Origin of the sequence: Microvirga sp. ACRRW, from assembly GCF_022346925.1 — a bacterium.
Classification (GTDB): Bacteria; Pseudomonadota; Alphaproteobacteria; order Rhizobiales; family Beijerinckiaceae; genus Microvirga.
This window is the reverse complement of sequence record NZ_JAKRNJ010000002.1, coordinates 77,793-100,485: the sequence shown is the minus strand read 5'-3', so window position 1 is coordinate 100,485 and position 22,693 is coordinate 77,793. Positions and strand designations below refer to the sequence as shown.

The following is a 22,693-nucleotide window of genomic DNA, read 5'->3' as shown; positions in this document are numbered from 1 at the left end:
GGAGAAATCCGGGGCCTTCTTCTTGAGTGTCACTGCAATCAAGCAATGAAGAAGTCGTCGTGCTTCAGCAGCGTCTTTGGATTCAGCTGCGCGAACTTGACCGCGCCATACTTCTTGCCCGCCCCATCGGCATCATAGAACAGAGCACCGGTCTTATCGTTGTAGATGATGCGGTCGCTCTTGTCGTGCGCCTTCGTTCCGATCCAGAATGCGCCCTTGGACAGCATGCCCTTCTCGATCTTGCTGAAGATCGACTTCGACAGCTTGAGCGAGTCATCGGAATGCGTGAAATCCGTGATCCGATCTACGTTCTTGGAACCGAGCTTGCTGTTGAACACGAACGTGTCTTGCCCTTCATTGCCGGTCAGCTTGTCCTTGCCCAATCCGCCGTTGAGAAGATCGTGACCCTTGCCGCCGACGAACGTATCCGCCTTCTTCCCGCCTTTGAACGTGAGGTTCTTTGCAACCGGGGTTGCAGGCGGCGTATCCGTTGTCGTGGGTGTATCGGATGTCTTGGTGGGAGTGCTTGGCGTCACGGTTCCAATCGGCGGCACAGGCGCGAGCGTGTAAATTCGGTCGCTGAAGAGAGCAAACTCGATACCGCCGAGAATGTCCGTGCCATCGCCCGACGCGCGCTTGTCGGTAATGGTGATCGAGCCTGCTTTAACCGTGATGGTGTAGTCGGAGAATTTGCCGGTAAACACAGCCGTGTCGGAGCCTGCGCCGCCAACCAAGAGATCGTCACCTGCGCCACCACTTAGAAGATCATTGCCGTCATAGCCATCGAGAGTATCGTTTCCGCCATTTCCGATGAGCGCGTTTGCAGCAGCATTACCAATAAAACGATCGTCGAACCCACTGCCGTTCAGGTTCTCGATGTTGCTGATCGTGGCCCAGCTATCACTGCCGGTCTGCTGACGTTCGATAATTCTCAGATCAACTGTAGCGGCAGCGCTGAAATCGAGCGTATCGATACCTTCGCCACCATCAGCAACGTCGGAGCCCTTGCCGAGCCAAACGGTTTCCGATCCATCGCCACCATAAAAGACATCATCACCGGCCCCAAGCCAGACCTTGCCCGTGACCGTCCCGCCGCGACCGTCATAGACATCGTTGTAGTCGCCCAATCTCACATCGCCCTCGATGCGGCCGCTATTGATCACCGTATTGGAACCAATCGTTGATCCCGCGATAGCTCTATGGGTTGCCCCTGTCCCTTTGATAAGCCCGGTATTGTTGACGACCAGAGTCTGATCGACCGTATGACTCGGGCTATACGTATTCGAGAAATTGATTCCTGTCGTTCCATCAATAGTGCCGGAGTTCAACACGATGGCTGGGCTGCCTTCGAGATAGACAGCTGAGTTTTGCGCTGAGATCGTACCGGCGTTGGTCAAGACATTCAGCGGGAAATTTCCGTCATACAGAAAATAGACCCCTAGGAGGCCACCGTGAACGGACCCGTGTTCGCCTATGGTGATCGTTCCTTGCGTTGCGATCCCGTGACTTTGTTCACTGTGAACACGACCATTGATAATGAAGGTATTACCTAAACTACCGCGTATTCCATACGATGAAGCGCCATACGCTGCGATTTCCGCCCCTTCACCAACAATGACGGTATCTCTCATTCCTAACACCAGAGCATGCTGACGGTCCTCATAGGTCGGCGGCAGTGGCTTGGATGAGTCGATAACGTGGATGGGCATGGCTGTTTCCTAGGCTTAATATCCTTTGTTACTATATTTCAATAACTTGAGCAACAGCTTAGCTTTAGACGACAAAAAGCCCCGGAGGAAACTCCGGGGCTTCTTCATTTCTAGCGAGGCGTTTGGACTTAGAAGTCCATGCCGCCCATGCCGCCCATGCCGCCGCCGGGCATGGCCGGGGCGCCGCTGTCGCGCTTCGGCGCGTCGGCGACCATGGCTTCCGTCGTGACGAGGAGGCCGGCCACGGAGGCTGCGTCCTGCAGAGCGGTGCGAACGACCTTCGCCGGATCGACGATACCGGCCTTCAGCATGTCCACGAACTCTTCGGTCTGAGCGTTGAAGCCGAAGGTATCGGACTTGTTCTCGAGGATCTTGCCGACCACGATCGAGCCTTCAACACCGGCGTTCTCGACGATCTGACGGATCGGGGCCTCAAGGGCGCGCAGGACGATGCTGATACCGGCCTTCACGTCGGCATTGTCGCTGGAGAGCTTGGCGACCGCAGCCTTGGCGCGCAGCAGAGCCGTGCCGCCGCCGGGAACGATGCCTTCTTCCACCGCAGCGCGAGTGGCGTTCAGAGCGTCGTCAACGCGGTCCTTCTTCTCCTTCACCTCGACCTCGGTCGCGCCGCCGACGCGGATCACCGCGACGCCGCCTGCGAGCTTGGCGAGACGCTCCTGGAGCTTCTCACGGTCGTAGTCCGACGTGGTCTCCTCGATCTGTGCCTTGATCTGGCCGACGCGGGACTCGATGTCCGACTTCTTGCCGGCGCCGTCGATGATCGTGGTGTTCTCCTTGTCGATGCGAACGCGCTTGGCGCGGCCGAGCATCGGGAGCGTCACGTTCTCGAGCTTGATGCCGAGGTCTTCGGAGATCGTCTGGCCGGCGGTGAGAACGGCGATGTCCTCGAGCATGGCCTTGCGGCGGTCGCCGAAGCCAGGAGCCTTCACGGCGGCGATCTTCAGGCCGCCACGGAGCTTGTTGACGACGAGGGTGGCGAGAGCCTCACCTTCCACGTCCTCGGCGATGATGAGCAGCGGCTTGCCGGTCTGCACAACGGCTTCGAGGATCGGGAGCATGGACTGCAGCGAGGAGAGCTTCTTCTCGTGGATGAGGATGTAGGGATCCTCGAGCTCGGCAACCATCTTCTCGGCGTTCGTGATGAAATACGGCGAGAGATAGCCGCGGTCGAACTGCATGCCTTCCACGACATCGAGTTCGGTGTCGGCGGTCTTGGCTTCCTCGACGGTGATGACACCCTCGTTGCCGACCTTCTGCATGGCATGGGCGATCATCTCGCCGATGTCCTTGTCGCCGTTGGCGGAGATGGTGCCGACCTGGGCAACCTCATCCGACGACTTCACCTTCTTGGCGCGCGCCTGGATGTCCTTGATGGCCTCGGCGGTGGCAAGGTCGATGCCGCGCTTCAGGTCCATCGGGTTCATGCCGGCGGCAACGGCCTTGGCGCCTTCGCGAACGATGGACTGAGCCAGGACGGTCGCGGTGGTGGTGCCGTCACCGGCGATGTCGTTGGTCTTCGAGGCGACTTCGCGCACCATCTGGGCGCCCATGTTCTCGAAACGGTCGGCAAGCTCGATTTCCTTCGCGACCGACACGCCGTCCTTCGTGATGCGCGGAGCGCCGAAGGACTTCTCGATCACGACGTTACGGCCCTTCGGGCCGAGGGTCACCTTCACCGCATCGGCGAGGATGTCGACGCCGCGCAGCATCTTTTCGCGGGCTTCGGAAGAAAACTTAACGTCTTTGGCAGCCATGGGCTTAGCCTCCAGTTAAATTGGAAATCTGTGATGGGATCGAAAGCGGCTTACTTGCCGACGATGCCCATGATGTCGGATTCCTTCATGATCAGGAGATCCTGACCGTCGATACGCACCTCGGTGCCGGACCACTTGCCGAACAGGACGCGGTCGCCGGCCTTCACATCGAGAGCAACGACCTTGCCGCTCTCATCGCGGGCGCCGGAGCCGACGGCGACGACTTCGCCCTCTTGCGGCTTTTCCTTGGCGGTATCCGGGATGATGATGCCGCCGGCCGTCTTTTCTTCGGCCTCGATGCGGCGGACGACGACGCGGTCGTGCAGCGGACGGAACTTCATGGAACTTCCCCTATGACTATTGACGCAGCCCCAATGGCCACGCCCTGGTCTTGAATGCCTTGTTAGCACTGTCGGGAGACGAGTGCCAACGACGAGGGCGAGATAAGGAGAGGCCGAAAGAGAGTCAAGACGTCTCTTCGTAAGAAACTTTGTTACGCCTTGTTTCTGAAGGGATTTTTCCAGATTTCGTTAAGATCCGGATGCTTACCGTCTAGTGGTCATCAGGGCCGCCAAGATGACGAGGAGCCCTCCTCCGAGGGTCGCCCAGGTCGGAACCTCGTTGAAGGCTCCATAGCCGAGCAGGACTGCCCAGATCAGAGCCGTGTACTCCAGAGGGGCGAGGCGCGCCGCTTCCGCTCGGGCATAGGCTGTCACCAGCAGCACGTGGCCGCTGATGGCGAGCACGCCGATCAGGGCGAACCAGGGCAGATGCTCCATCGCGACCGGCTGCCAGACCATGGCGGCGAAGGGAGCCACGAGAATGCCGGGGCCGATATTGATGAACGCGACGATGTGAAGAAGCTTGTCCTTCTGAGCCCGCTGCCGCAGCAGCACGAGGCTGAAAGCATATGTTACGGCCGAGCCAAGGGCCGCCGCCACGCCGGTCCAGGACCGGACAGCCCCGGACTCCTCGCTCTGCCCCGCCACGACTATCAGGGTTCCGCAGAAGCCCAGCAGAATGGCTCCTATGATCCGCAAGTCGACCCTCTCCTTGAGGACCACCACTCCCAGCAGAGCGACGAACATGGGCGCGAGGAACGATAGAATCAGCGTCTCTGCCAGGGGCAATTGTCCAAGCGCATAAAAGAAGCTTAGGGCCGTCACGAAACCGACCACGGCGCGGACCGCGTTGGCCGCGAAGGTCTCGCGGTTCGGCCAGCCCGGCCGCGCGACCGCAAGGACGATACCAATCACCAATCCGCCGAAGGCAAAGCGCATGAACGCGACCTGGAAGGTCGGGTAATAGGCGGACATCCCTTTGATGAACGCATCCAGGACGGAGAGAACAGCGATGGCCGCAGCGGCTCGCAGGGCGGGACCGTATTGCATTGAATCACGACGATGTGAGGAGCACGCCTCCGGGATGGAAGCCCTCATAGAAGAGTGAAGCTCTTACAGCAATTTAAACGCCGCTTCACCCCCCGTTTCAGACAGTCGACAGGAAAGCCCGAGGGAAGCTCCATGTGTGCAAGCGCATGGAGCGAGGCCGTTCATTGGAAACAAAAGCCGCGCTTGCCGTTTATTGAGCGAAACAACAAAATAGGATGCTCCAATGCGCGCTTGGATACCTTGCACCGCAATGCTTTTGTCCGCCCTGCTCCCGGCTTCCGGATCGGCCCAATCCGTCTATGGCGGCGGGTCTTACTACGGCAACACCTATATCGCCCCGGAATATAGTTATTACCCCTATGCTCACACGCAGGACGGCTACAACGAGAGCTATCCGCTCGTGACGCGTCCGGCCACGCGCAGCTCATATCCGTATGCAACCGGCTCCGTGCGCGCCGGCACGCAGGTCGCGACCCTGCCGCAGACCTATTCCGACCCCGGCTACGACAACAGCATCGATTATGCGATCTCACCGGAGTTCCAACGCCAGATCGTGTCCTATCGCGGCAATGAGCGGCCGGGCACGATCGTCGTCGATACCAACAACAAGTTTCTTTATCTCGTGCAGGATGGCGGCCGCGCCCTCCGCTATGGCATCGGCGTCGGCCGCGAGGGCTTCGAATGGAGCGGGCGCCAGACGGTTTCCATGAAGCGCGAGTGGCCGAGCTGGCGTCCGCCGGCAGATATGCTGCGCCGCCGTCCCGACCTGCCGCGCTTCATGGAAGGCGGTCCCGACAATCCGCTCGGCGCGCGCGCGCTCTATCTCGGATCGTCGCTCTATCGCATCCATGGCACGAACGAGCCGCACACCATCGGCCAAGCCGTATCCTCGGGCTGCATCCGCATGCTCAATGAAGACGTGGTCGATCTCTACAACCGCGTGAAGGTCGGTACGAACGTCATCGTGATCTGACCGAAAAGGCTTTCATGAAAGCGCCCGCCAAACGGCGGGCGTTTTGCATTGATGAGCGGAAATTGCTTTTAAGCCCAGTCGCCGTCGTCACCGGCGTCGCCGCCGAAATCGGAGAAGTCGTCGCGGTTCTGCTCCTGATTGCCATAGAGAGAATCCGTAATGCCGGCGAAATCGGAATTGCCGCTCTGATCATTGCCAAGATCAGCAAGCGCCGACTGACCCGCCTCGGCAGATTTTTCATCACCACCGAACGCGTGCGACAGCGCGTTGGCGATCATCATGCCGCCTGCAACGCCTGCCGCAGTCGAGAGAGCCGTCTGCAGGAATCCACCCCCGCGCGGTTGCATCATGCCGCCGCCCCAAGGCCCCGCCTGCGCCTGAGGCGGCATGCCATAGGATTGCTGCGGCATTCCCTGAGGCGCACCCCAGGGCGAGGTGCGTCGCGCGGGCGGCGCGTTGTAGGCGGGCTCCGGCGGACGCGCGCCGCCACCGAAGATACTGGAGAGAAAGCCGCCCTGTTGGGGCTGGCGGCTGGCGTGGTCGAGCTCGGCACGCAAATGCTCGTTCTCTTCCTGCAGCCGTGCCAGTGCCTGTTCCTGCACGAAGATCGCCTGCGCCATCGCATAGGGCGCATAGGGCTGCTGACGCAGCTTTTCGGTGATGAAGCGCTCAGCCTCCGGATCGCGCGGCTGGTTGGCGACCTGCTCGAGACGCCGGAAGATGTCGGCAATGACCTCACGTTCCTGATCGTTCATGGCAAACCTCCTTCGCGCATGGACCATGAACTGAGATGTAAGCGCGGCTTCGCGTATTGTTAGGGGCGCACGAGACCGAGCCGACGCATATTCCGCAGGGCTTCCGGTGCAATGCCCTCAAGCTCCGTCACCGCGCGCCATTCCGCGCTGTGAACCTCTCCTAGGTCGGGGCGAAGGCTGCCCTCTTCCGCCCTGACAATATAGCGGATGTCGTGATGCCAGTGTTCCGGCTCACCCTTCTGAGGACGGGCGGGAATGAGATGGCTGTCGATGTCGATGGGAAGGCCGGACAGCCGATGCCACGGATCGAGAGCCAACCCCTCCGCGCCAGTTTCCTCAAAGGCTTCACGCAGCGCCGCATCCTCGAGGGCTTCCGGCGCCTCGTAATGCCCGCCGGGCTGCAGCCAGCGCCCGAGCGAGCGGTGATGGATCAGCACAATCCGCTTCCCTGCCCCGTCGAGGATGAAAGCCGATGCCGTGACGTGGCCGGGAAAGGTGGAGCGGGAATGAATGTCGTCGCCATTGTCGATCTGCCGCCGCAGAACCGCATGTCGTCCTTCAGCGTCATCGAAGGCGCGAGCGCACTCCTCGAGCAGAGTCCTGACCCGTGAGCGAAAGGCTGAAGCGTCGAAGGTCATGGCAGGCGTTTTCCGTGAGAATCACTGAGCGGTTTGTATTGTAACGATATTCATGTATGGGCATGGGATCGTTCAAGGTCCATCCCGATGCTCGATCCCGATCTGTTCATAGCAGCCCTCTTCTGCGCGGCAATCGCCGGCTATCTCGCCTTCGTCAACCGCCCGCGCCAGCATTATTCGGGGCGCTTCTTTCTCGATGTCCCCCTCGAGAAGGCATGGGACCTGTTGAGCATCAGCCCCGGACGCGTTCACGGCTGGCTGCCGCAACTGACTTCCGTCGAATGGTCGGACGAGAACGCCGGCGAGATCCTCTGCCGTTACGAAGGCGGGCACGAGGCCTATGTGCGTCTCGGTCGGCAGGAGGCGCCTTTCTATGAAGAATCGGACAGCATCCATCGCTGGAACGGCGCAAAGGAATTCAGCGATCTCATCACCTGCCGCATGCAACTCAAACCCGCCGGGGACGGCACCGAGGTCGAGCTGAGCTACGCGGTTGAGCGTCGTGCTCTTTCGAACGGATTCTTCCGCCGGATCAGTTATCCCTTCATGGTCACCACGGTGGCGAAGCTCGTGCGAGCCTATCTGGCACGCGATAACAAGCAGGTTGCACCTGCTCGAAACGCACAGCCCCGGCCGGCAGCCATGCGCCCCGTAACCCAGCTGATCCTCGCGGCTCTTTCCTTCGGAGCCATGTGCTATCTGCTCGGTGTCGTGCCGGGCGTTGCCGCGATGATGACGATCGTCGTTCACGAATACGGCCATGTGCATGCCATGCGCCGTCACGGACACGATGCGTGCTTCTACCTGATCCCCTTCTTCGGCGGCGTTGCCATGGGTAACCGCGCCTATGTCTCTGATGCAGAAGCAAGCGAAGTGCTTCTCATGGGCCCAGCTTTCGGCCTCATGCCGGCGCTCGTATCGCTCAGTGTATTCTGGTTCACGGAGAATCCGTCATGGATGATGGCGGGCTTCGTGGCTCTCGTCGTCAACGGGTTCAACCTGCTGCCCGTGCCGCCGCTCGACGGCGGACGGATCGTGCAGATCCTGCTGAAGCCTCTCGGTGACAAAATCTGGTTTGCGGCATCGGGAATGCTCATTCTCCTGGGCGCTGCATTGGCGGTCTGGATGCACTCGAAAACCTTCCTCGTGCTGCTGGCCGTCTCCGCTATCCTCTGGAGCTTGACTCCGAAACGCTTGCTCAACGTGCGACCGCTCACGGCAACGGAGGGGCTTGTCACCGTTGCCGCCTATCTTGCTCTCATCGTCGCCCATGTCGCTGTTGCGCTCTGGTGCGACGCGTTCTTCAACGGGCATCTCCTGAGAAGCCTCGCGCAGTTCTGAAATTAGCTGGTCACGAGAAGAAATTCTCGGCCATTGACGCGACAGCACGAGGCCGGTACAAACATGCGCATGATCACGAGCCGCACCATCTTCTTCAGCTATTATACGCCGTCCCCATAGGGCGGCTGCGTTTGGTTGCGACCTCACGATCCATGCCGCCGCATTCCGGCGGCGTTTTCATTTCAGGATCGGTCTCCGGTCTGCGGTTTGTCAAAAACCCAGGAGACCACAATGTCAGTCCCACAATCATCTTTCCTGAAGACGCTCGTCGAGCGCGGCTTCATCCATCAATGCACCGATCTCGCTGCGCTCGATGAGACGCTCAGCAAAGGCCCCATCGCGGCCTATATCGGCTTCGATGCAACGGCGGAGAGCCTGCACGCCGGAAGTCTCGTGCAGATCATGGTGCTGCGCTGGCTGCAGAAGACAGGGCACAAGCCGATCATCCTGATGGGCGGAGGCACGACGCAGCTCGGCGATCCGAGCTTTCGTGACGCCAGCCGCCCCCTGCTCGATCATGCGCAGATCGCGCATAACAGCGCCGGGATCAGGAAGGTGTTTTCCCAATACCTCACCTTCGGCGACGGCCCGACGGATGCGGTCATGGTGGACAATGCCGACTGGCTCGATCCGCTGCGTTACCTGCCGTTCCTGCGCGAGTTTGGCACGCATTTCACCATCAACCGCATGCTCACTTTCGACAGTGTGCGACAACGTTTAGAGCGCGAACAGCCTCTGACGCTGCTCGAATTCAACTACATGGTGCTTCAGGCCTTCGACTTCCTGGAACTATCGCGCCGGCAAGGTTGCGTGCTGCAGATGGGCGGGTCGGATCAATGGGGCAACATCGTCAACGGCATCGAGCTGGCGCGCCGCATCGACCAGCGGCAACTCTTCGGCCTGACGACTCCATTGCTGACGACGTCATCCGGCGCGAAGATGGGCAAGACCGCGAACGGCGCGATCTGGCTCAACAGCGAGCGTTTGAGCCCTTACGAGTTCTGGCAGTTCTGGCGCAACACGGAGGACGACGATGTCGCGCGCTTCCTGCGTCTCTTCACGGAGCTCCCGCTCGATGAAGTGCAGCGTCTGGGCAAGTTGCGGGGTTCGGAGATCAACGAGGCGAAGCGCATTCTGGCAGACGAAGCGACGCGTCTCGCCCATGGCGTAGACGCAGCTCGGGAAGCTTCCAAGACGGCCCATCGAACGTTCTCTGAAGGTGCATCGCCTGAGGGCTTGCCGAGCATCGATGTTCCCTCTTCCGATCTCGATAAGGGATTATCCGTCGCAGCCCTCCTGCACAGAGCAGGCCTCGTCACGTCGCGCAGCGAGGGGCGGCGTCTTATCAAAGGTGGTGGAGCAAAGCTCAACGGCGAAGCCGTCATCAATGAGGAAGCACTGGTGACGAAGGCCGACCTGCGCGACGGCGCCCTGATGCTGACCGCAGGCCGCAAGCGGCACACGCTGGTGAAGGCGATGTGAACCTTGCGTGCACAGCCCTAAAAGCAAAAGCCCCGCTGGAGCGGGGCTTTTGTCTTATTCGGCATCCGTGGATTTCAGCGGATGAACGTTCGTTTCGACCTCGTCTTCCTCGATGAGGCCGACATCGTCCTCCTGCGCATCGAGGCGGGTCTTCTTGCGCAGCGCGATGTACTTCTTCTGGATCTTGATGCGGCTTTCGCGCGCAATCTCCAGGGCGCCCTGCACGAGCGAACGCTCGGCCTTCTCATTCTGCAGCTCTTCCGTAAGGCGGCGGTTGGCGGCCTCGAGAGTGCTGCGATCCTGCTCGAAGCGCTTGGTGAGCTGGTCGATGCGCTCGGTGAGGCTCGTGAGCTTGTTGTCGGAGCTTTCGATCTGGAAGTCCTTGGCGGCGATGGCCTTGTTGAGCATCTCGACGCGCTCCTGCAGCTCGATGCGCGAGCGCTGGAGTTCGTTGACCATGGCCACCTGACGCTCGACTTCCTGCTGGGTCGCTTCGAGACGGCGGTCGAGAGTGTTCTTCTCGATGGTGGTCTCTTTGAGGTTGCGCTCGACGGAGCGCAGCGCCTCGTTCTTGTCGCGCAGCTGGTCGCGGGTATGCGACAGGATCTTGTCGGTAGCGCCAAGACGCGAGTTGAGACCCTCGATCTTCATGTCGAGCGCCGAGAGATCGGTCTGGTGCGAGGAGCGCTCGGAATCGAGCTGCGTCTCCAGGCGCTGGCGCAGCACCTGCTCGGCCATGAGCTTGGTCTCGAGTTCGGAAGCGCGCTGGCGGGTCGCCTCGAGCTGAGTCTCGATCTCGCCGTAGCGGTTGGTAAGGCTGGAGAGACGATAGTTCTGGTCTTCCGCCACCTTCTGCAGGCGCTTCACCTCATGGTCGAGGAGGCCGTTGCGCTCGCGGGTCTCGATCAGCTCGCGCTCGGCGCGGGCGACCGTCTGGTCAGCTTCCTGCGCCTCCAGGCGAAGAGCCTGGTTCTCTTCCGTGATGTTGCGGGCGCGCTCGGTCTCGATGGAGAGCTGGTTCTCCAGGTCGGCGACCATCGCCTCCTTGTCCTTCACGTTGAGGCGCAGATCCTCGATGAAGGATTCCTGCTCGCGGGTCTTGGACTCGGCCTTGCGCAGCTGGGAGACCGTGGCGGCCAGATCGTCCAGGTTGCGGGCGTGAACCGTGTTGAGATCGTGCAGCTCGCGGCGCAGCGAGCTGGTCGTCTCGCTTTCCTGCTTGAGCACGGCCTCCGTCTCCAGCAGGCGCGACTGGAGCTGGGGATAGCTGCGGATGAGATCGCTCACCGGCTCGCTCAGGAGGGCGAAATCCTCCTTCAGGCTGCGGATTTCCTCCAGCCGGTCGATCATGTTGGCGAAGCGAACGCGAATCAGCTCGTTCTTCTGCCCCACGGAATCGAGAGCCCCGTTGGGGCGCACGACGATGGGCTCCCCTTTTTCGGGAGGAGCAGCAACGGCAACAGCCGCCGCAGATGCCGAAACGTCACCCTGAACAGGCAGGACGCCGACGACCTCTTCGCCCGGCTTCTTGCCGCCGAAACGGTTTCTGAAAGACGTCCAACCCGAAGACATGGTGCCGCCCCTTCGCCTTTAAATGTCACACTTTGGGCATCTTTTAACCCAGAGTCAGGCAGGTTGAAAACAAAATTTCGTTTCTACCGGCTGTGACAGAGTTACTCGGCTGCAATGGTTAACGGCTGCGCGAGGCGAGCCTGAAAGCCTGCTTTCTCAAGGTTTTTCGGCATGGGGCCGCCGGTCGCCCAGTCGAGAAGCTCGACCGTATGGACAATCGGAATTTCGGTTCCCTTCCCGATCTGGGTCATGCAGCCGATATTCCCGGTGGCGATCAAGTCGGGTTTCGTGCGCTCGATATTGGCGACCTTTCGGGCCCGGAGCTGGTTGGCAATCTCGGGCTGGAGCAGGTTGTAGGTACCGGCCGAACCGCAGCAGATATGCCCTTCCGGCACGTCCTTGACGATGAAGCCCGCCTTCTTCAGCAGGGTCTTGGGCTCGGTGCGGATGGCTTGGCCGTGCTGCATGGAGCAGGCCGAGTGATAGGCCACCACGAAATCGGTCTCCCGCACCGGCTCGATGAGATCGAGGGTCAGGGCATATTCGGTGATGTCCTTGGCAATAGCGGAGACCCGGGCCGCCTTCTCGGCATAGGCCGGGTCGCCCCGGAACATGAAGCCGTAATCCTTGATCGTCGTGCCGCAGCCTGAGGCGGTGATGATGATGGCGTCCAGCCCCTCCCCGTCCATCTCCGCGATCCAGGCATCGATATTGTTCTTGGCGAAGGCGTGGCCCTGCTCCTCGCGGCCCATGTGATGGACGAGAGCGCCGCAGCAGCCCTCGCCCTTCGGCTGCACCACATCGATTCCGTGCCGGTTGAGCAGGCGGATGGCGGCTTCGTTGAAGCCGGGCTCGAGCACCGGCTGCGCGCAGCCGGACAGGATAGCCACGCGTCCGCGCCGCTCGCCCGCGGCCTTGAACGTGCCCGGCTGATCCAGAGGCGAGTGGGCGGGCATATGGGTCGGCGCCAGATCGATCATCGCCCGCAGCCGCGTGCCGAGAACCGGCAGGGCGCCGATCAACCCCTTGAAGGGCTTCGCCAGAATTGCCGCGCCCATGGCGACGCGGAAGCGCTTCGGATAAGGCAGGATGCGCGCCAGCAGGCCGCGCAGGAGCCTGTCGTGCCACGAGCGCGTATAAGTCTGCTCGATATAGGCGCGGGCATGATCCACGAGATGCATGTAATGCACGCCCGAGGGACAGGTGGTCATGCAGGACAGGCAAGACAGGCAGCGGTCGATATGCTTGACCACTTCCGCCGAGGCGGGCTTGCCGCTCTCCAGCATGTCCTTGATGAGATAGATGCGCCCGCGTGGTGAATCGAGCTCGTCGCCGAGCAGAAGATAGGTCGGGCATGTCGCCGTGCAGAAGCCGCAATGGACGCAGGTCCGGAGAATTTTCTCCGAGGAGGCGGTTGCGGGATCTTTCAGCTGATCGGGCGTGAAGTTCGTTTGCATCACTTTATCTCAGGTCGCCGATTGCCATTGATTGATGGCCTCGATCGGATGGATCAGCATGATGATATTGAGGGCGAGATTGTCGCGAATCCAGTACCCGACAAACAGCTCCATCAGCACAGCCAGAAGCACCGTCACCCAGACCGGAAGGGTTCGCGCCAAAAAGAACCCGACGATCATGGCGAAAATATCGGACACCGAGTTGATGACGCTGTCGCCGTAATAATCGAGGGCGATATTCGTTGCACGATAACGTTCGATCACCATGCTCGTGTTCTCGGCGATCTCCCACGCGGCTTCCACGCCGATGGCGATGAGCAGTGCAACGCCGAGCGGCAATGGCTTTCCGCGTAACAGCCCGATGAGCCATATTCCCATATAGAACAGGAAGCCGTGGATGATGTGAGACGGCGTGTACCAATCGAGCAGATGCTGCGAGTTGCCGGAATCGCGCACCACGCCATGCCAGAGCTCCACCGTGCCGCATTTGCAGATGGGCGTGCGACCCATGGCAAGAAGGATCGCGGCGGTCGAGGCGACAAGCGCGACAGCAAGGGCGGCATAGACGGCAGGCCTTACACCGCTTTTATCGGCAAGAGGATTCAACGCGGCAGTACCGGTCATGTCAAACGCCTGCATACATTCGGCCCGGATTGAGAATCCCGGCTGGGTCGAAGGATGCCTTGATACCTTTTGTCAGCGTCATCAAGGCTTCGTTCTGCGGCTCGAACACATCGATGATTGAGCGGATCTCGGCGGGTGCGCGCACAAGCGTCGCATGGCCGCCGAGCGCTTGCGTGGCCTCCCGCAATACGGATGCACCAGCATCCTCGCCGACCGGCGTCGAGATCCAGATGAGACCGCCGCCCCAATCGTAAAACCATTGCGCCTCAATCGACTGGACAATGCGCTTGGTGAATTCAGGACCTTTGGTCGGTGCAGTCGAGACGCGCCAAATCGCGCGGTCCGCACCATTGGTGAGCACGGTCGCACCGCGCACCGATTGCCACACGGCCTCCGCCGCCCTGCCCTCGAAGATATCCGTGGAGACGCTGACGCGCTTGAGCAGACGGCGCAGCTCGCCGAGGCGGTAATCGACCGAACCGGAGAAACCTTCGAGCCGGATCAGCGTGCTCGCTCCTTGCCGGTCGCGTGCCGGAATATGCGCCGCACCCGTCACGTCGAAGGGCGAGCCCAGCGCCTGCGAGAGCGCCTCGATGGCCTGCGCATCGTTGAGACCGCGCAGCACGAGCGTCGTCATGCGCTCCTGCTTCGGCAATACCTTGAAGGTCACCTCCGTCAGAAAACCGAGCGTGCCCCAGGAGCCTGCCATGAGCTTCACGAGATCGAGGCCGGTGACGTTCTTCATCACCCGTCCGCCGGATTTCACCACCTCGCCGCGTCCATTGACGAAACGCACGCCGATGAGGCTATCACGCGCGGCACCCGCCATGATGCGGCGCGGGCCGGAGATGTTCATGGCCGCCACCGCGCCGATGGTGGGTTCTCCCCGGGTGCCCAGCAGCGGACGGTAATCCATCGGCTCGAAGGGCAGGAGCTGTCCCTTCTCGGCAAGCGTGCGCACCACCTCCGACACGGGCGTGCCGCTACGCGCGGAGATCACCATTTCCGAAGGCTCGTAGAGCGTGATGCCGTTAAGCGCGCTGGACGAGATCGATGCGTCCGTCTGGTTGGGCCTGCCCATATCGGCTTTCGTGCCTTGGCCGGAAAGACTGAGCAGAATGCCCTTCGCGGACGCATCCCGAATGACGTCGGATGCGTCCTGCTCGTCGCGGGGAAGATAGTTGGTCACGCAGCGAGCCTTCCTTCCAGGGGAAACACTTTGGCTGGGTTGAGCAGCCAGCGCGGATCGAACACGCCGCGCACGCGCATCTGCTGCGCGAGATCAGCCTCGTTGAACTGGCACGTCATGAGATCGCGCTTTTCGATGCCGACACCATGCTCGCCGGTAAGGCAGCCCCCGACTTCCACGCAAAGCTTGAGGATATCCTCGCCAGCCTTCTCAGCTTTTTCCATCTCGCCGGGCACGTTCGTATTGAACATGACGAGGGGATGCAGGTTGCCATCACCCGCATGGAACACGTTGGCGACGCCAAGCCCGTAGGATTTCACGATCTCGTCGATGCGCTTGAGCACATGCGGCAGCTGGCCGGTGGGAATCGTACCGTCCATGCAGATGTAATCGGCGATGCGTCCCGTTGCGCCGAAGGCCGACTTGCGGCCCTTCCAGATCGCGGCGCTCTCTGCCTCCGATTGCGAGACCTTCATGGTCTTCGGCTTGAACGGATCCGCAATCGCCACGATGCGCCGGAGCATGTCGTCGATCTCCTGGTCGGAGCCTTCGACCTCCACGATCAGCATGGCTTCCACATCGAGAGGATAGCCTGCATGCGCAAAAGCCTCGCAGATCTGAATCGCGGGCTTGTCCATGTATTCGAGCGCCACCGGAATGATGCCTGCACCGATGATCGCCGCGACGCAGGCGCCTGCATCCTCCACCGACGAGAAGCCCATGAGCGCGGGACGCGCACCTTCCGCAGCACGCAAAATCCGCACCACCGCTTCCGTGACGACGCCGAGTTGCCCTTCGGAACCGCAGATGAGGCCGAGCAGATCGTAGCCAGGCGCGTCGAGATGCTCGCCGCCGATCTCCACCACCGTGCCGTCGAGCAGCACCATGGTGACGCCCATGAGGTTGTTGGTGGTCACGCCGTATTTCAGACAATGCGCGCCGCCGGAATTCATGGCGATGTTGCCGGCAATGGTGCAGGCCAGTTGGCTAGACGGATCAGGGGCGTAGAAGAAACCCTCGTATGCTACCGCCTGGCTGATGCCGAGATTGGTGATGCCGGATTGCACCCTTGCCGTGCGGCCCTCAAAATTGATGTCGATCACCCGGTTCATCTTGGCGACGCCGAGAACGATGGCATCCTCCTGGGGGATCGCACCGCCACAAAGCGAGGTTCCCGCCCCACGGGGCACCACCTTCACTCCATGCTCATGGCAGAAGCGCATGACGGCCGAGACCTCCTCCGTGGTGGAAGGCAGCACCACGGCAAGCGGCATCTGGCGGTAGGCGGTCAGGCCATCGGTCTCGAAGGCCCGGCGCTCGTCCTCGGAAACGATGAGGGCCTCGGAGGGGACGAGCCGTCCCAGCCCCGCGATGATTTCCTTGCGGCGGGCCAGAATGGCCTCATCCGGCTTCGGGAATGCGATCGTCATGACACCCTCCCTGGGCACATTCTTGCTGCCTCCAAGACATGGCAGCTCTCCCCACAAGGTAGCTGGCCTTGAGAGATATTTCCAATAATGTAGAGCCTGTCTAAAGTGGGACATTCGTCCAGAAAAGGAGTTTTTGATGCGTGCCTTGGTTCTCTCAGCCGCAATCCTGCTTGCCGGGTTCGCTCAGGCTCAGGCACAGGATGCCGCCGCGGGCGAAAAGGTCTTCGCCCAATGCCGAGCCTGCCATCAGATTGGCCCGAGCGCGAAAAACGCCGTTGGGCCTGAATTGAACGGCCTGATCGGCCGCCATTCCGGGTCGGTCGAAGGCTATAACTATTCGCAGGCGAACAAGGATTCCGGCATTACCTGGGATGAGGCGACCTTCAAGGAGTATATCCAGAATCCGAAGGCCAAGATTCCCGGCACCAAGATGATCTATGCGGGGCTCAAGGACGAGCAGAGGATCAACGATCTCGTGGCTTATCTGAAGCAGTTCGACGCCAAGGGCCAGAAAGTGCAGTGACACGCAGTTAAAGCCGCCGCTCATGCAAAGGCCGCCTTCACAGGCGGCCTTTTCCGTAACAATGGCGGATGGAAACGCCTTACCGGTACGTCCATACCCACTTGTATTGCGGGGCGCCGGGCATGTTGCTGATGATGCCCATGCGGGCCTGATGCTGAGAGGCCAGCATGTTGCTGATCATCTGCGTCTTCATCTGGTCCATCATCACCTTGCGCTGCGCCGCCTTGTACTTGTCCAGATCGGGATTCCCGGTTGAAGGCTCGGGTGCAGGCTCAGGAATGGACCGAAGAGCAGCCTCGATTTCAGCCGCCTTCTTCTCATCGGCCCTCTTCACGTCTTCCTGATACTTGTTGAAGATGTCCATCATGCTCCGCTCGCCGGAACCGGAGGAAGACGCCTGCTTCTCGCTCGGCAGCGGGGGCATTTGCGCGACAGCCTCCGGATAGAGTTTCTTGGCCTGTTCCCTCCAGGGGCGGCGATGCCCGTTACGTTCGCTCTCCGACATGCTCGGCCAGCCATGTTGAATCTCCGCCCATTGGCCCATGGCGTGGACGGTGGCCTTCTGCTCCTCCGCCGACAGCGACGGATAGCTCTCGGCCAATTGCTTCTTCAACGCATCGAGATCGAGCCGGATGACGCCGCCGGAGCCCTCGTCCAACGTGAACTGCACATAGCGCGCCTTGGCGTCTGCGATCTCCTCGCTTAAGGGAGGATGGCCCTTGGCCAGCATTTTGTGCTGGCGCAGATAAGCCGTCATCACGGCATTCACGTCCGGAAAATGGCGGTTGGCATCCATCAAGGGCCAGAACTGGGAGAAGTATCTGTTGCGCATGCTGACGGCCTCGCCCTTCGGCATGCGCTTGACGCGCTCATAGATGTCGATGGTGTTCTTCGCATTCCGATAAGCAGTCTCGTTGGAGCCGAGCCATTCGTCGCGGAAGACGGCGAGCACCTGCTCCTTCTCGGCATTGGAAAGCCTGACGTCGTAAACCCACTCTGTGAAAGCCACGAAGGTGCTCTCGACCTGCGGGGTCAAGGGAGCGCGGTCGGCCGCAGCGGCGGGCAGGACGGCAAAGCCGAGCAGCAAAGCTCCGAGCCGCAGAATCGAGAGAGGCGAGGACATTTCATAAAACCCAATGCTTGCAAGGTGCTGGCGTCGAAACTTACGTCTATATCAGACGATATAATATCGCATTATCCTATTTCACATATTGTGCGCCCTGTCACATCCTCGCTATGCATGCGGCAGCGTTTCATTTGAGCAGCCAGAAGCAATGCCAAGCTCCGCCGCAATGGCCTTATGGTGACGCTCGAAGAAGGAAAGATGTGAAGCAGTGGATGCATCGCCCTCTCAATTGCGAATTGGCCTTTTCGTAACCTGCCTCGTCGACCTGATGCGCCCCTCCGTGGGCTTTGCCGCCGTCAAGCTTCTTGAGGATGCGGGCTGCATCGTGGAGGCGCCCGTGCAGACCTGCTGCGGTCAGCCTGCCTACAATTCAGGCGACCGGGGAACCTCGAAGGACTTGGCCATGCGGATGATCGAGACCTTCAAGGATTTCGATTACGTGGTCGCTCCTTCCGGCTCCTGCGCCGGCACGATCAGGAAGCATTATCCGGAACTGTTCGAGGACGATCCGAACTGGCGCACCAAGGCCGATGCCCTCGCTTCCAAGACCTACGAGCTGACGAGCTTTCTCGTGGACGTTCTCGGCGTCACGCAAGTCGACGCAGCCTTCGACGGCACCGTCACCTATCACGATTCCTGCTCCAGCCTTCGTGAGCTGCACGTGAAGAAGCAGCCGCGCAAGCTGCTGGCGAGCGTGAAGGGCCTCACCCTCGTCGAGATGACCGACAGCGACGTATGCTGCGGCTTCGGCGGAACCTTTGCCGTGAAGTACAGCGACATTTCCGGCGCCATCGTCGATGCCAAGGCCAGGAACGTGGACGCCACGCATGCACCGACCCTGCTTGCGGGCGATCTCGGCTGCCTCATGAACATGGCGGGCAAGCTCAGCCGTGACGGCAAACCCATCGCCGTGCGTCATGTGGCGGAAGTTCTCGCCGGCATGACGGACGAACCCGCTATCGGCCTCGCCAAGGATGTGGGGCGCAAGTAAAATCAGCCATGAACGTTCACTCCACATCCCCCCAGTTCAAGCAGAACGCCGCCCGCGCCCTCCACGACGCTCAGCTGCAAAAGGCGCTGAACAATGTGAAGCAGGGCTTCATCGACAAGCGTAAAGCCGCCGCCGACAAGCTGCCCGAGTTCGAGGCGTTGCGAGACTCCGCCCGCGACATCAAGAACCACACGCTCGAACATCTCGACCTCTATCTCGAGGCTTACGAGAGCAAGGTGAAGGCGTCCGGCGGGCACGTGCATTTCGCCCGCAATGCGGAGGAAGCGCGCGAGATCATCTTAGAGATCTGCCGTGAGGCGGATGCCAAGACGGTGACCAAGGGCAAGTCGATGATCTCCGAGGAAATCGGGATCAATCACTACCTCGAAGCCAACGGCATCCGCCCCATCGAGACGGATCTCGGCGAATACATCATCCAGCTGCGCAACGAGCTGCCGAGCCACATCATCGCGCCTGCCGTGCATCTCAACGCCACGCAGGTCGAGCAGGATTTCCGCCGCGTGCACACGCATCTCGATGCGAAGCGCGACCTGTCGGAGCCTGTGCAGCTTCTGACGGAGGCGCGCGCCGTGCTGCGTGAGCGCTTCCTTGCCGCGGATGTGGGTATCACCGGCGCGAACTTTCTGGTGGCGGAGACCGGCACATCGATCATCGTCACCAACGAAGGCAATGGCGATCTCACGCAGATCCTGCCGAAGACGCATATCGTGCTCGCTTCCCTCGAGAAGCTGGTGCCGACGCTGGAGGACGCGAGCCAGTTGCTGCGCGTGCTCGCGCGCTCGGCCACCGGCCAGGAGATGTCGGTCTACACCACGTTCTCCACCGGCCCGCGCCGTTCCGGCGATGCGGATGGGCCTGAGAATTATCACGTGGTGCTCATCGACAACGGGCGCTCCTCCATGCTCGGCACGAGCTTCGAGGAGATGCTGCGCTGCATCCGCTGCGGCGCCTGCATGAACCATTGCCCGGTCTATCATGCGGTCGGCGGACACGCTTACGGCTGGGTCTATCCCGGTCCCATGGGCGCGGTGCTCACGCCCTCGCTGATCGGTGTCGACCAGGCAGGGCATCTTCCCAACGCTTCCACCTTCTGCGGGCGCTGCGAGAGCGTGTGTCCCGTACGCATTCCCCTGCCGAAACTCATGCGCCATTGGCGCGAGAGGGAATTCGAGCGGCATCTCACGCCCGCCTCCGTGCGTTCGGGCTTGAGCTTCTGGGGCTTCTTCGCCAAGCGCCCTGCTCTCTACCGCCTTGCCACGCGCGCTGCGATGGCAGGCTTGGCTTTTGCCGGACGTCAACGCGGTCGCTTCACATGGCTGCCCTTCTCGAAAGGCTGGACGAAATATCGCGACTTCCCCGCACCGCAGGGCGAGACATTCCAGGCGCGCTGGCAGCGCGAGCGTAAAGGAAAAACCGCATGAGCGCGCGCGACGAGATTTTCGCCAATATCCGCCGATCCCTCGGCGTGAAAGGCAACGAAACCATCCGCAAGCAGATCGTGCAAGACCGGTTGGAGCGCGCTCCTCGCGGCGTCATCCCGACCCGTGGACAGGTTTCCGGCGAGGAGCGTATCGCCCTGTTCAAGACAATGGCCGAGGCGTCACTTGCGACGGTGACGGAGGTCTCTTCCGCAGCCGATGTGCCGCAATCCATCGCACTGTTCCTGCGCGATCACAACCTGCCGGCGACATTGCGCATGGGTGACGATCTTCGCCTCAAGGCGATGCCCTGGGGCGAGACGACGCTGGAGATCTCGCATGGCCCGAGCGAGGGCGGCGATCTCAACGCGGTCAGCCATGCCTTCGGTGGCGTGGCCGAGACCGGCACGCTCGCCATGATTTCGGGGCCGGAAAACCCTTCCACGCTCAACTTCCTGCCCGATAACCACATCATCGTGGTCTCGGCCAAGGACATCGCAAGCGATTACGAATCCGTGTGGAACCGAGTGCGTTTCGCCTTCGGCAAGGGCAGCATGCCGCGCACGGTGAACTGGATCACCGGCCCGTCCCGCTCCGGCGACATCGAGCAGACCCTTCTGTTGGGCGCGCACGGCCCGCGCAGGCTGCATGTGGTGGTGGTGCGAGAGCAATAGGCGGACTCGAAAAACCTGCACAGTGGCATATCCTTTGACTGTGCAGCTTGGAGGCCCCCATGTCGTCTCGCCCCCTGATCTTCCGCACCATCCGCTGGTCGGCCTGGGATGGTTGTGAGGCTGGCCTTGAGCAGGTCGATATACGGCCGGCGGATGGCGGGCTCGCGATCTCCGGCGTCGTCATCGGCAAAGAGGAAGAGGCGAAGTTCGGGCTGCATTACCGGCTACGCGTGGATTCATCCTGGCGCACCAGATCGGTGCATCTTCAAACCACGGCGGGCCATGTGCTCGATCTCGAGAGCAACGGACAAGGCGCCTGGATTGAGAACGGCAAGCCTCGGCCCGAGCTTCAGGGCTGCATCGATGTCGATATTCAGGCAACGCCTCTCACCAACACCCTGCCGATCCGGCGGCTGGAATGGCAGGCTGGGCAATCTACCGATATTCGCCTTTGCTACATCGCCATGCCGGACTTGAGCGTATCCGCTCGTGATCAACGTTACACTGCTATCGAACCCGGTTCGCTCTATCGTTTTGAGAGCCTGGAGAGCGGCTTCACAGCGGACTTGCCCGTCGATGAGGACGGGTTCGTACGGGACTATCCTGAATTGTTCAGACGCCTCGCCTGACGGATTCTCGCAGGCGTGACAACTCGGCGCGTCAGGAAGCACTGGCGCAGGCCTTTAAATTCCGCTAAGTGTTTGAAATCAAACATAGTTTTTAATAATTCTAAACTAGCACTCCTTATGATCGTCTGTTCCTGCAACATCCTATCCGATGGCGATGTGAAGGCCTGCCTCAAGCCGGGGCCGGAATGCCCGCGCACGCCCGCGCAGGTTTATCGCTGCCTCGGCTGCAGCCCCAATTGCGGGCGTTGCGCACGCACCATCCGGGCCATCATGGACCAAGCCCTGCTCGATGCGGGTGTCGAGCCTCTTGCCGCTTGTCAGCGCGGGTGCTGCCCAGCCTCCTTGGAAAAAGCAGCCGCTGAACCGACCCTTTGAATATTAGGGCTTCCCTCCTACTTCATAAGTATTCTAAACAGGGCCTACCCGGCGCTCCCGGGTGCTGTTTAAGACGAGGGTAGGATGAAGGGCGATCCGAAGGTTATTGAGTATCTCAATCGCGGCCTGCGCAGCGAGCTGACGGCGGTCAACCAATACTGGCTGCACTACCGTCTCCTCGACGACTGGGGCTACAAGGAACTTGCCAAGGCCTGGCGCAAGGAATCCATTGAAGAGATGCATCACGCGGATCGCTTCATCGAGCGCATCATCTTCCTCGAAGGCTTCGCCAACCTGCAGGTTCTCGATCCCCTGCGCATCGGCCAGAACATCCAGGAAATTCTCGAGTCGGACCTCGCCGCCGAGTATGACGCCCGCAACCTCTATGGTGAGGCCGCCGCCTATTGCGACAGCATCGGCGACCGGGTGTCGAAGAACCTCTTCGAAGAGCTGATGGCTGACGAGGAAGGCCATATCGACTTCCTGGAAACGCAGCTCAATCTTGTCCAGCAGGTCGGTGTCGAGCTTTACGCTCAGAAGCATATCGGCGGCCTCGACCACGATCACTAAGGCTCCGCCTTTTCGCCAGAATATGACGGC

22 protein-coding genes are annotated in these 22,693 nt (G+C 60.9%); 10 read left to right on the top strand and 12 right to left on the bottom strand.

Annotated features, from left to right (window positions below; genetic code table 11):
• Positions 1-38 precede the first annotated feature (38 nt).
• The 4 genes from MHY87_RS04760 to MHY87_RS04745 all read right to left on the bottom strand — a co-directional run bounded on the left by MHY87_RS04760 (position 39) and on the right by MHY87_RS04745 (position 4,875).
• A complete protein-coding gene (locus tag MHY87_RS04760) occupies positions 39-1,709 on the bottom strand; it encodes a calcium-binding protein (RefSeq protein ID WP_239349940.1) in 1,671 nt (556 codons plus the stop codon).
• Positions 1,710-1,837: 128 nt separating this feature from the next.
• Positions 1,838-3,484, bottom strand: a complete 1,647-nt coding sequence (gene groL, locus MHY87_RS04755; protein WP_239349938.1) for a chaperonin GroEL — start codon at positions 3,482-3,484, stop codon at positions 1,838-1,840.
• Positions 3,485-3,534: 50 nt separating this feature from the next.
• Positions 3,535-3,825 carry a co-chaperone GroES gene (gene groES, locus MHY87_RS04750; RefSeq protein WP_239349936.1) on the bottom strand — a complete coding sequence of 97 codons (291 nt, stop codon included), beginning with the start codon at positions 3,823-3,825 and terminating at the stop codon, positions 3,535-3,537.
• Between the two features lie 204 nt (positions 3,826-4,029).
• Positions 4,030-4,875, bottom strand: coding sequence for a DMT family transporter (locus tag MHY87_RS04745; RefSeq protein ID WP_239349934.1), 846 nt, complete (start codon positions 4,873-4,875; stop codon positions 4,030-4,032).
• A gap of 250 nt (positions 4,876-5,125) precedes the next feature.
• On the opposite strand from MHY87_RS04745, the gene MHY87_RS04740 reads away from it, so the two are divergent.
• Positions 5,126-5,848 carry a L,D-transpeptidase gene (locus MHY87_RS04740; protein ID WP_239349932.1) on the top strand — a complete coding sequence of 241 codons (723 nt, stop codon included), beginning with the start codon at positions 5,126-5,128 and terminating at the stop codon, positions 5,846-5,848.
• A 68-nt stretch (positions 5,849-5,916) separates the two neighbouring features.
• On the opposite strand, the gene MHY87_RS04735 is transcribed toward MHY87_RS04740, so the two are convergent.
• Positions 5,917-6,603 carry a DUF2076 domain-containing protein gene (locus MHY87_RS04735; protein WP_239349930.1) on the bottom strand — a complete coding sequence of 229 codons (687 nt, stop codon included), beginning with the start codon at positions 6,601-6,603 and terminating at the stop codon, positions 5,917-5,919.
• Between the two features lie 59 nt (positions 6,604-6,662).
• Positions 6,663-7,241 carry an NUDIX hydrolase gene (locus MHY87_RS04730; RefSeq protein ID WP_239349928.1) on the bottom strand — a complete coding sequence of 193 codons (579 nt, stop codon included), beginning with the start codon at positions 7,239-7,241 and terminating at the stop codon, positions 6,663-6,665.
• An 87-nt stretch (positions 7,242-7,328) separates the two neighbouring features.
• Between MHY87_RS04730 and MHY87_RS04725 the strand changes: the two genes are divergently transcribed.
• Both MHY87_RS04725 and tyrS read left to right on the top strand, forming a co-directional pair.
• Positions 7,329-8,582, top strand: a complete 1,254-nt coding sequence (locus MHY87_RS04725; protein WP_239349926.1) for a site-2 protease family protein — start codon at positions 7,329-7,331, stop codon at positions 8,580-8,582.
• Between the two features lie 231 nt (positions 8,583-8,813).
• Entirely contained in the window at positions 8,814-10,064 is a 1,251-nt protein-coding gene (tyrS, locus tag MHY87_RS04720) for a tyrosine--tRNA ligase (protein WP_239349924.1), read from the top strand.
• A 54-nt stretch (positions 10,065-10,118) separates the two neighbouring features.
• Here the strand turns inward: tyrS and MHY87_RS04715 are convergent, their stop codons facing one another.
• The 5 genes from MHY87_RS04715 to MHY87_RS04695 form a co-directional block, all read right to left on the bottom strand.
• Positions 10,119-11,636, bottom strand: coding sequence for a chromosome partitioning protein ParA (locus tag MHY87_RS04715; RefSeq protein WP_239349922.1), 1,518 nt, complete (start codon positions 11,634-11,636; stop codon positions 10,119-10,121).
• Positions 11,637-11,737: 101 nt separating this feature from the next.
• Complete coding sequence (glcF, locus tag MHY87_RS04710; protein ID WP_239349920.1) at positions 11,738-13,093, bottom strand: glycolate oxidase subunit GlcF; 1,356 nt, start codon at positions 13,091-13,093, stop codon at positions 11,738-11,740.
• 9 nt (positions 13,094-13,102) lie between these two features.
• Positions 13,103-13,717 carry a DUF2585 domain-containing protein gene (locus MHY87_RS04705; RefSeq protein ID WP_239349918.1) on the bottom strand — a complete coding sequence of 205 codons (615 nt, stop codon included), beginning with the start codon at positions 13,715-13,717 and terminating at the stop codon, positions 13,103-13,105.
• A gap of 1 nt (position 13,718) precedes the next feature.
• The gene (locus tag MHY87_RS04700) at positions 13,719-14,906 is read right to left on the bottom strand and encodes an FAD-binding protein (RefSeq protein WP_239349916.1); all 1,188 of its coding nucleotides are present in this window, start codon (positions 14,904-14,906) and stop codon (positions 13,719-13,721) included.
• Positions 14,903-16,336, bottom strand: a complete 1,434-nt coding sequence (locus tag MHY87_RS04695) for an FAD-linked oxidase C-terminal domain-containing protein (protein WP_239349914.1) — start codon at positions 16,334-16,336, stop codon at positions 14,903-14,905. The genes MHY87_RS04700 and MHY87_RS04695 overlap by 4 nt, the downstream gene beginning before the upstream one ends.
• Before the next feature lie 136 nt (positions 16,337-16,472).
• Between MHY87_RS04695 and MHY87_RS04690 the strand changes: the two genes are divergently transcribed.
• Positions 16,473-16,859 carry a cytochrome c family protein gene (locus MHY87_RS04690; RefSeq protein ID WP_239349912.1) on the top strand — a complete coding sequence of 129 codons (387 nt, stop codon included), beginning with the start codon at positions 16,473-16,475 and terminating at the stop codon, positions 16,857-16,859.
• 79 nt (positions 16,860-16,938) lie between these two features.
• Here MHY87_RS04690 and MHY87_RS04685 read toward each other — a convergent pair whose 3' ends face one another.
• Complete coding sequence (locus MHY87_RS04685; RefSeq protein WP_239349910.1) at positions 16,939-17,982, bottom strand: hypothetical protein; 1,044 nt, start codon at positions 17,980-17,982, stop codon at positions 16,939-16,941.
• 211 nt (positions 17,983-18,193) lie between these two features.
• Here MHY87_RS04685 and MHY87_RS04680 point away from each other — a divergent pair, with 211 nt between their 5' ends.
• From MHY87_RS04680 to bfr, 6 genes are all read left to right on the top strand, one after another.
• Positions 18,194-18,976 (top strand): (Fe-S)-binding protein, encoded by a 783-nt coding sequence (locus MHY87_RS04680; RefSeq protein WP_370644840.1) that lies wholly within the window; start codon positions 18,194-18,196, stop codon positions 18,974-18,976.
• An 8-nt stretch (positions 18,977-18,984) separates the two neighbouring features.
• A complete protein-coding gene (locus MHY87_RS04675) occupies positions 18,985-20,418 on the top strand; it encodes a LutB/LldF family L-lactate oxidation iron-sulfur protein (protein WP_239349908.1) in 1,434 nt (477 codons plus the stop codon).
• Positions 20,415-21,089, top strand: coding sequence for a lactate utilization protein (locus MHY87_RS04670; RefSeq protein WP_239349906.1), 675 nt, complete (start codon positions 20,415-20,417; stop codon positions 21,087-21,089). The genes MHY87_RS04675 and MHY87_RS04670 overlap by 4 nt, the downstream gene beginning before the upstream one ends.
• A 59-nt stretch (positions 21,090-21,148) precedes the next feature.
• Positions 21,149-21,718 carry a putative glycolipid-binding domain-containing protein gene (locus MHY87_RS04665; RefSeq protein WP_239349904.1) on the top strand — a complete coding sequence of 190 codons (570 nt, stop codon included), beginning with the start codon at positions 21,149-21,151 and terminating at the stop codon, positions 21,716-21,718.
• A 117-nt stretch (positions 21,719-21,835) separates the two neighbouring features.
• Positions 21,836-22,093, top strand: a complete 258-nt coding sequence (locus MHY87_RS04660; protein ID WP_239349902.1) for a bacterioferritin-associated ferredoxin — start codon at positions 21,836-21,838, stop codon at positions 22,091-22,093.
• An 84-nt stretch (positions 22,094-22,177) separates the two neighbouring features.
• Positions 22,178-22,663, top strand: a complete 486-nt coding sequence (gene bfr, locus MHY87_RS04655; protein WP_239349900.1) for a bacterioferritin — start codon at positions 22,178-22,180, stop codon at positions 22,661-22,663.
• Positions 22,664-22,693: the final 30 nt, after the last annotated feature.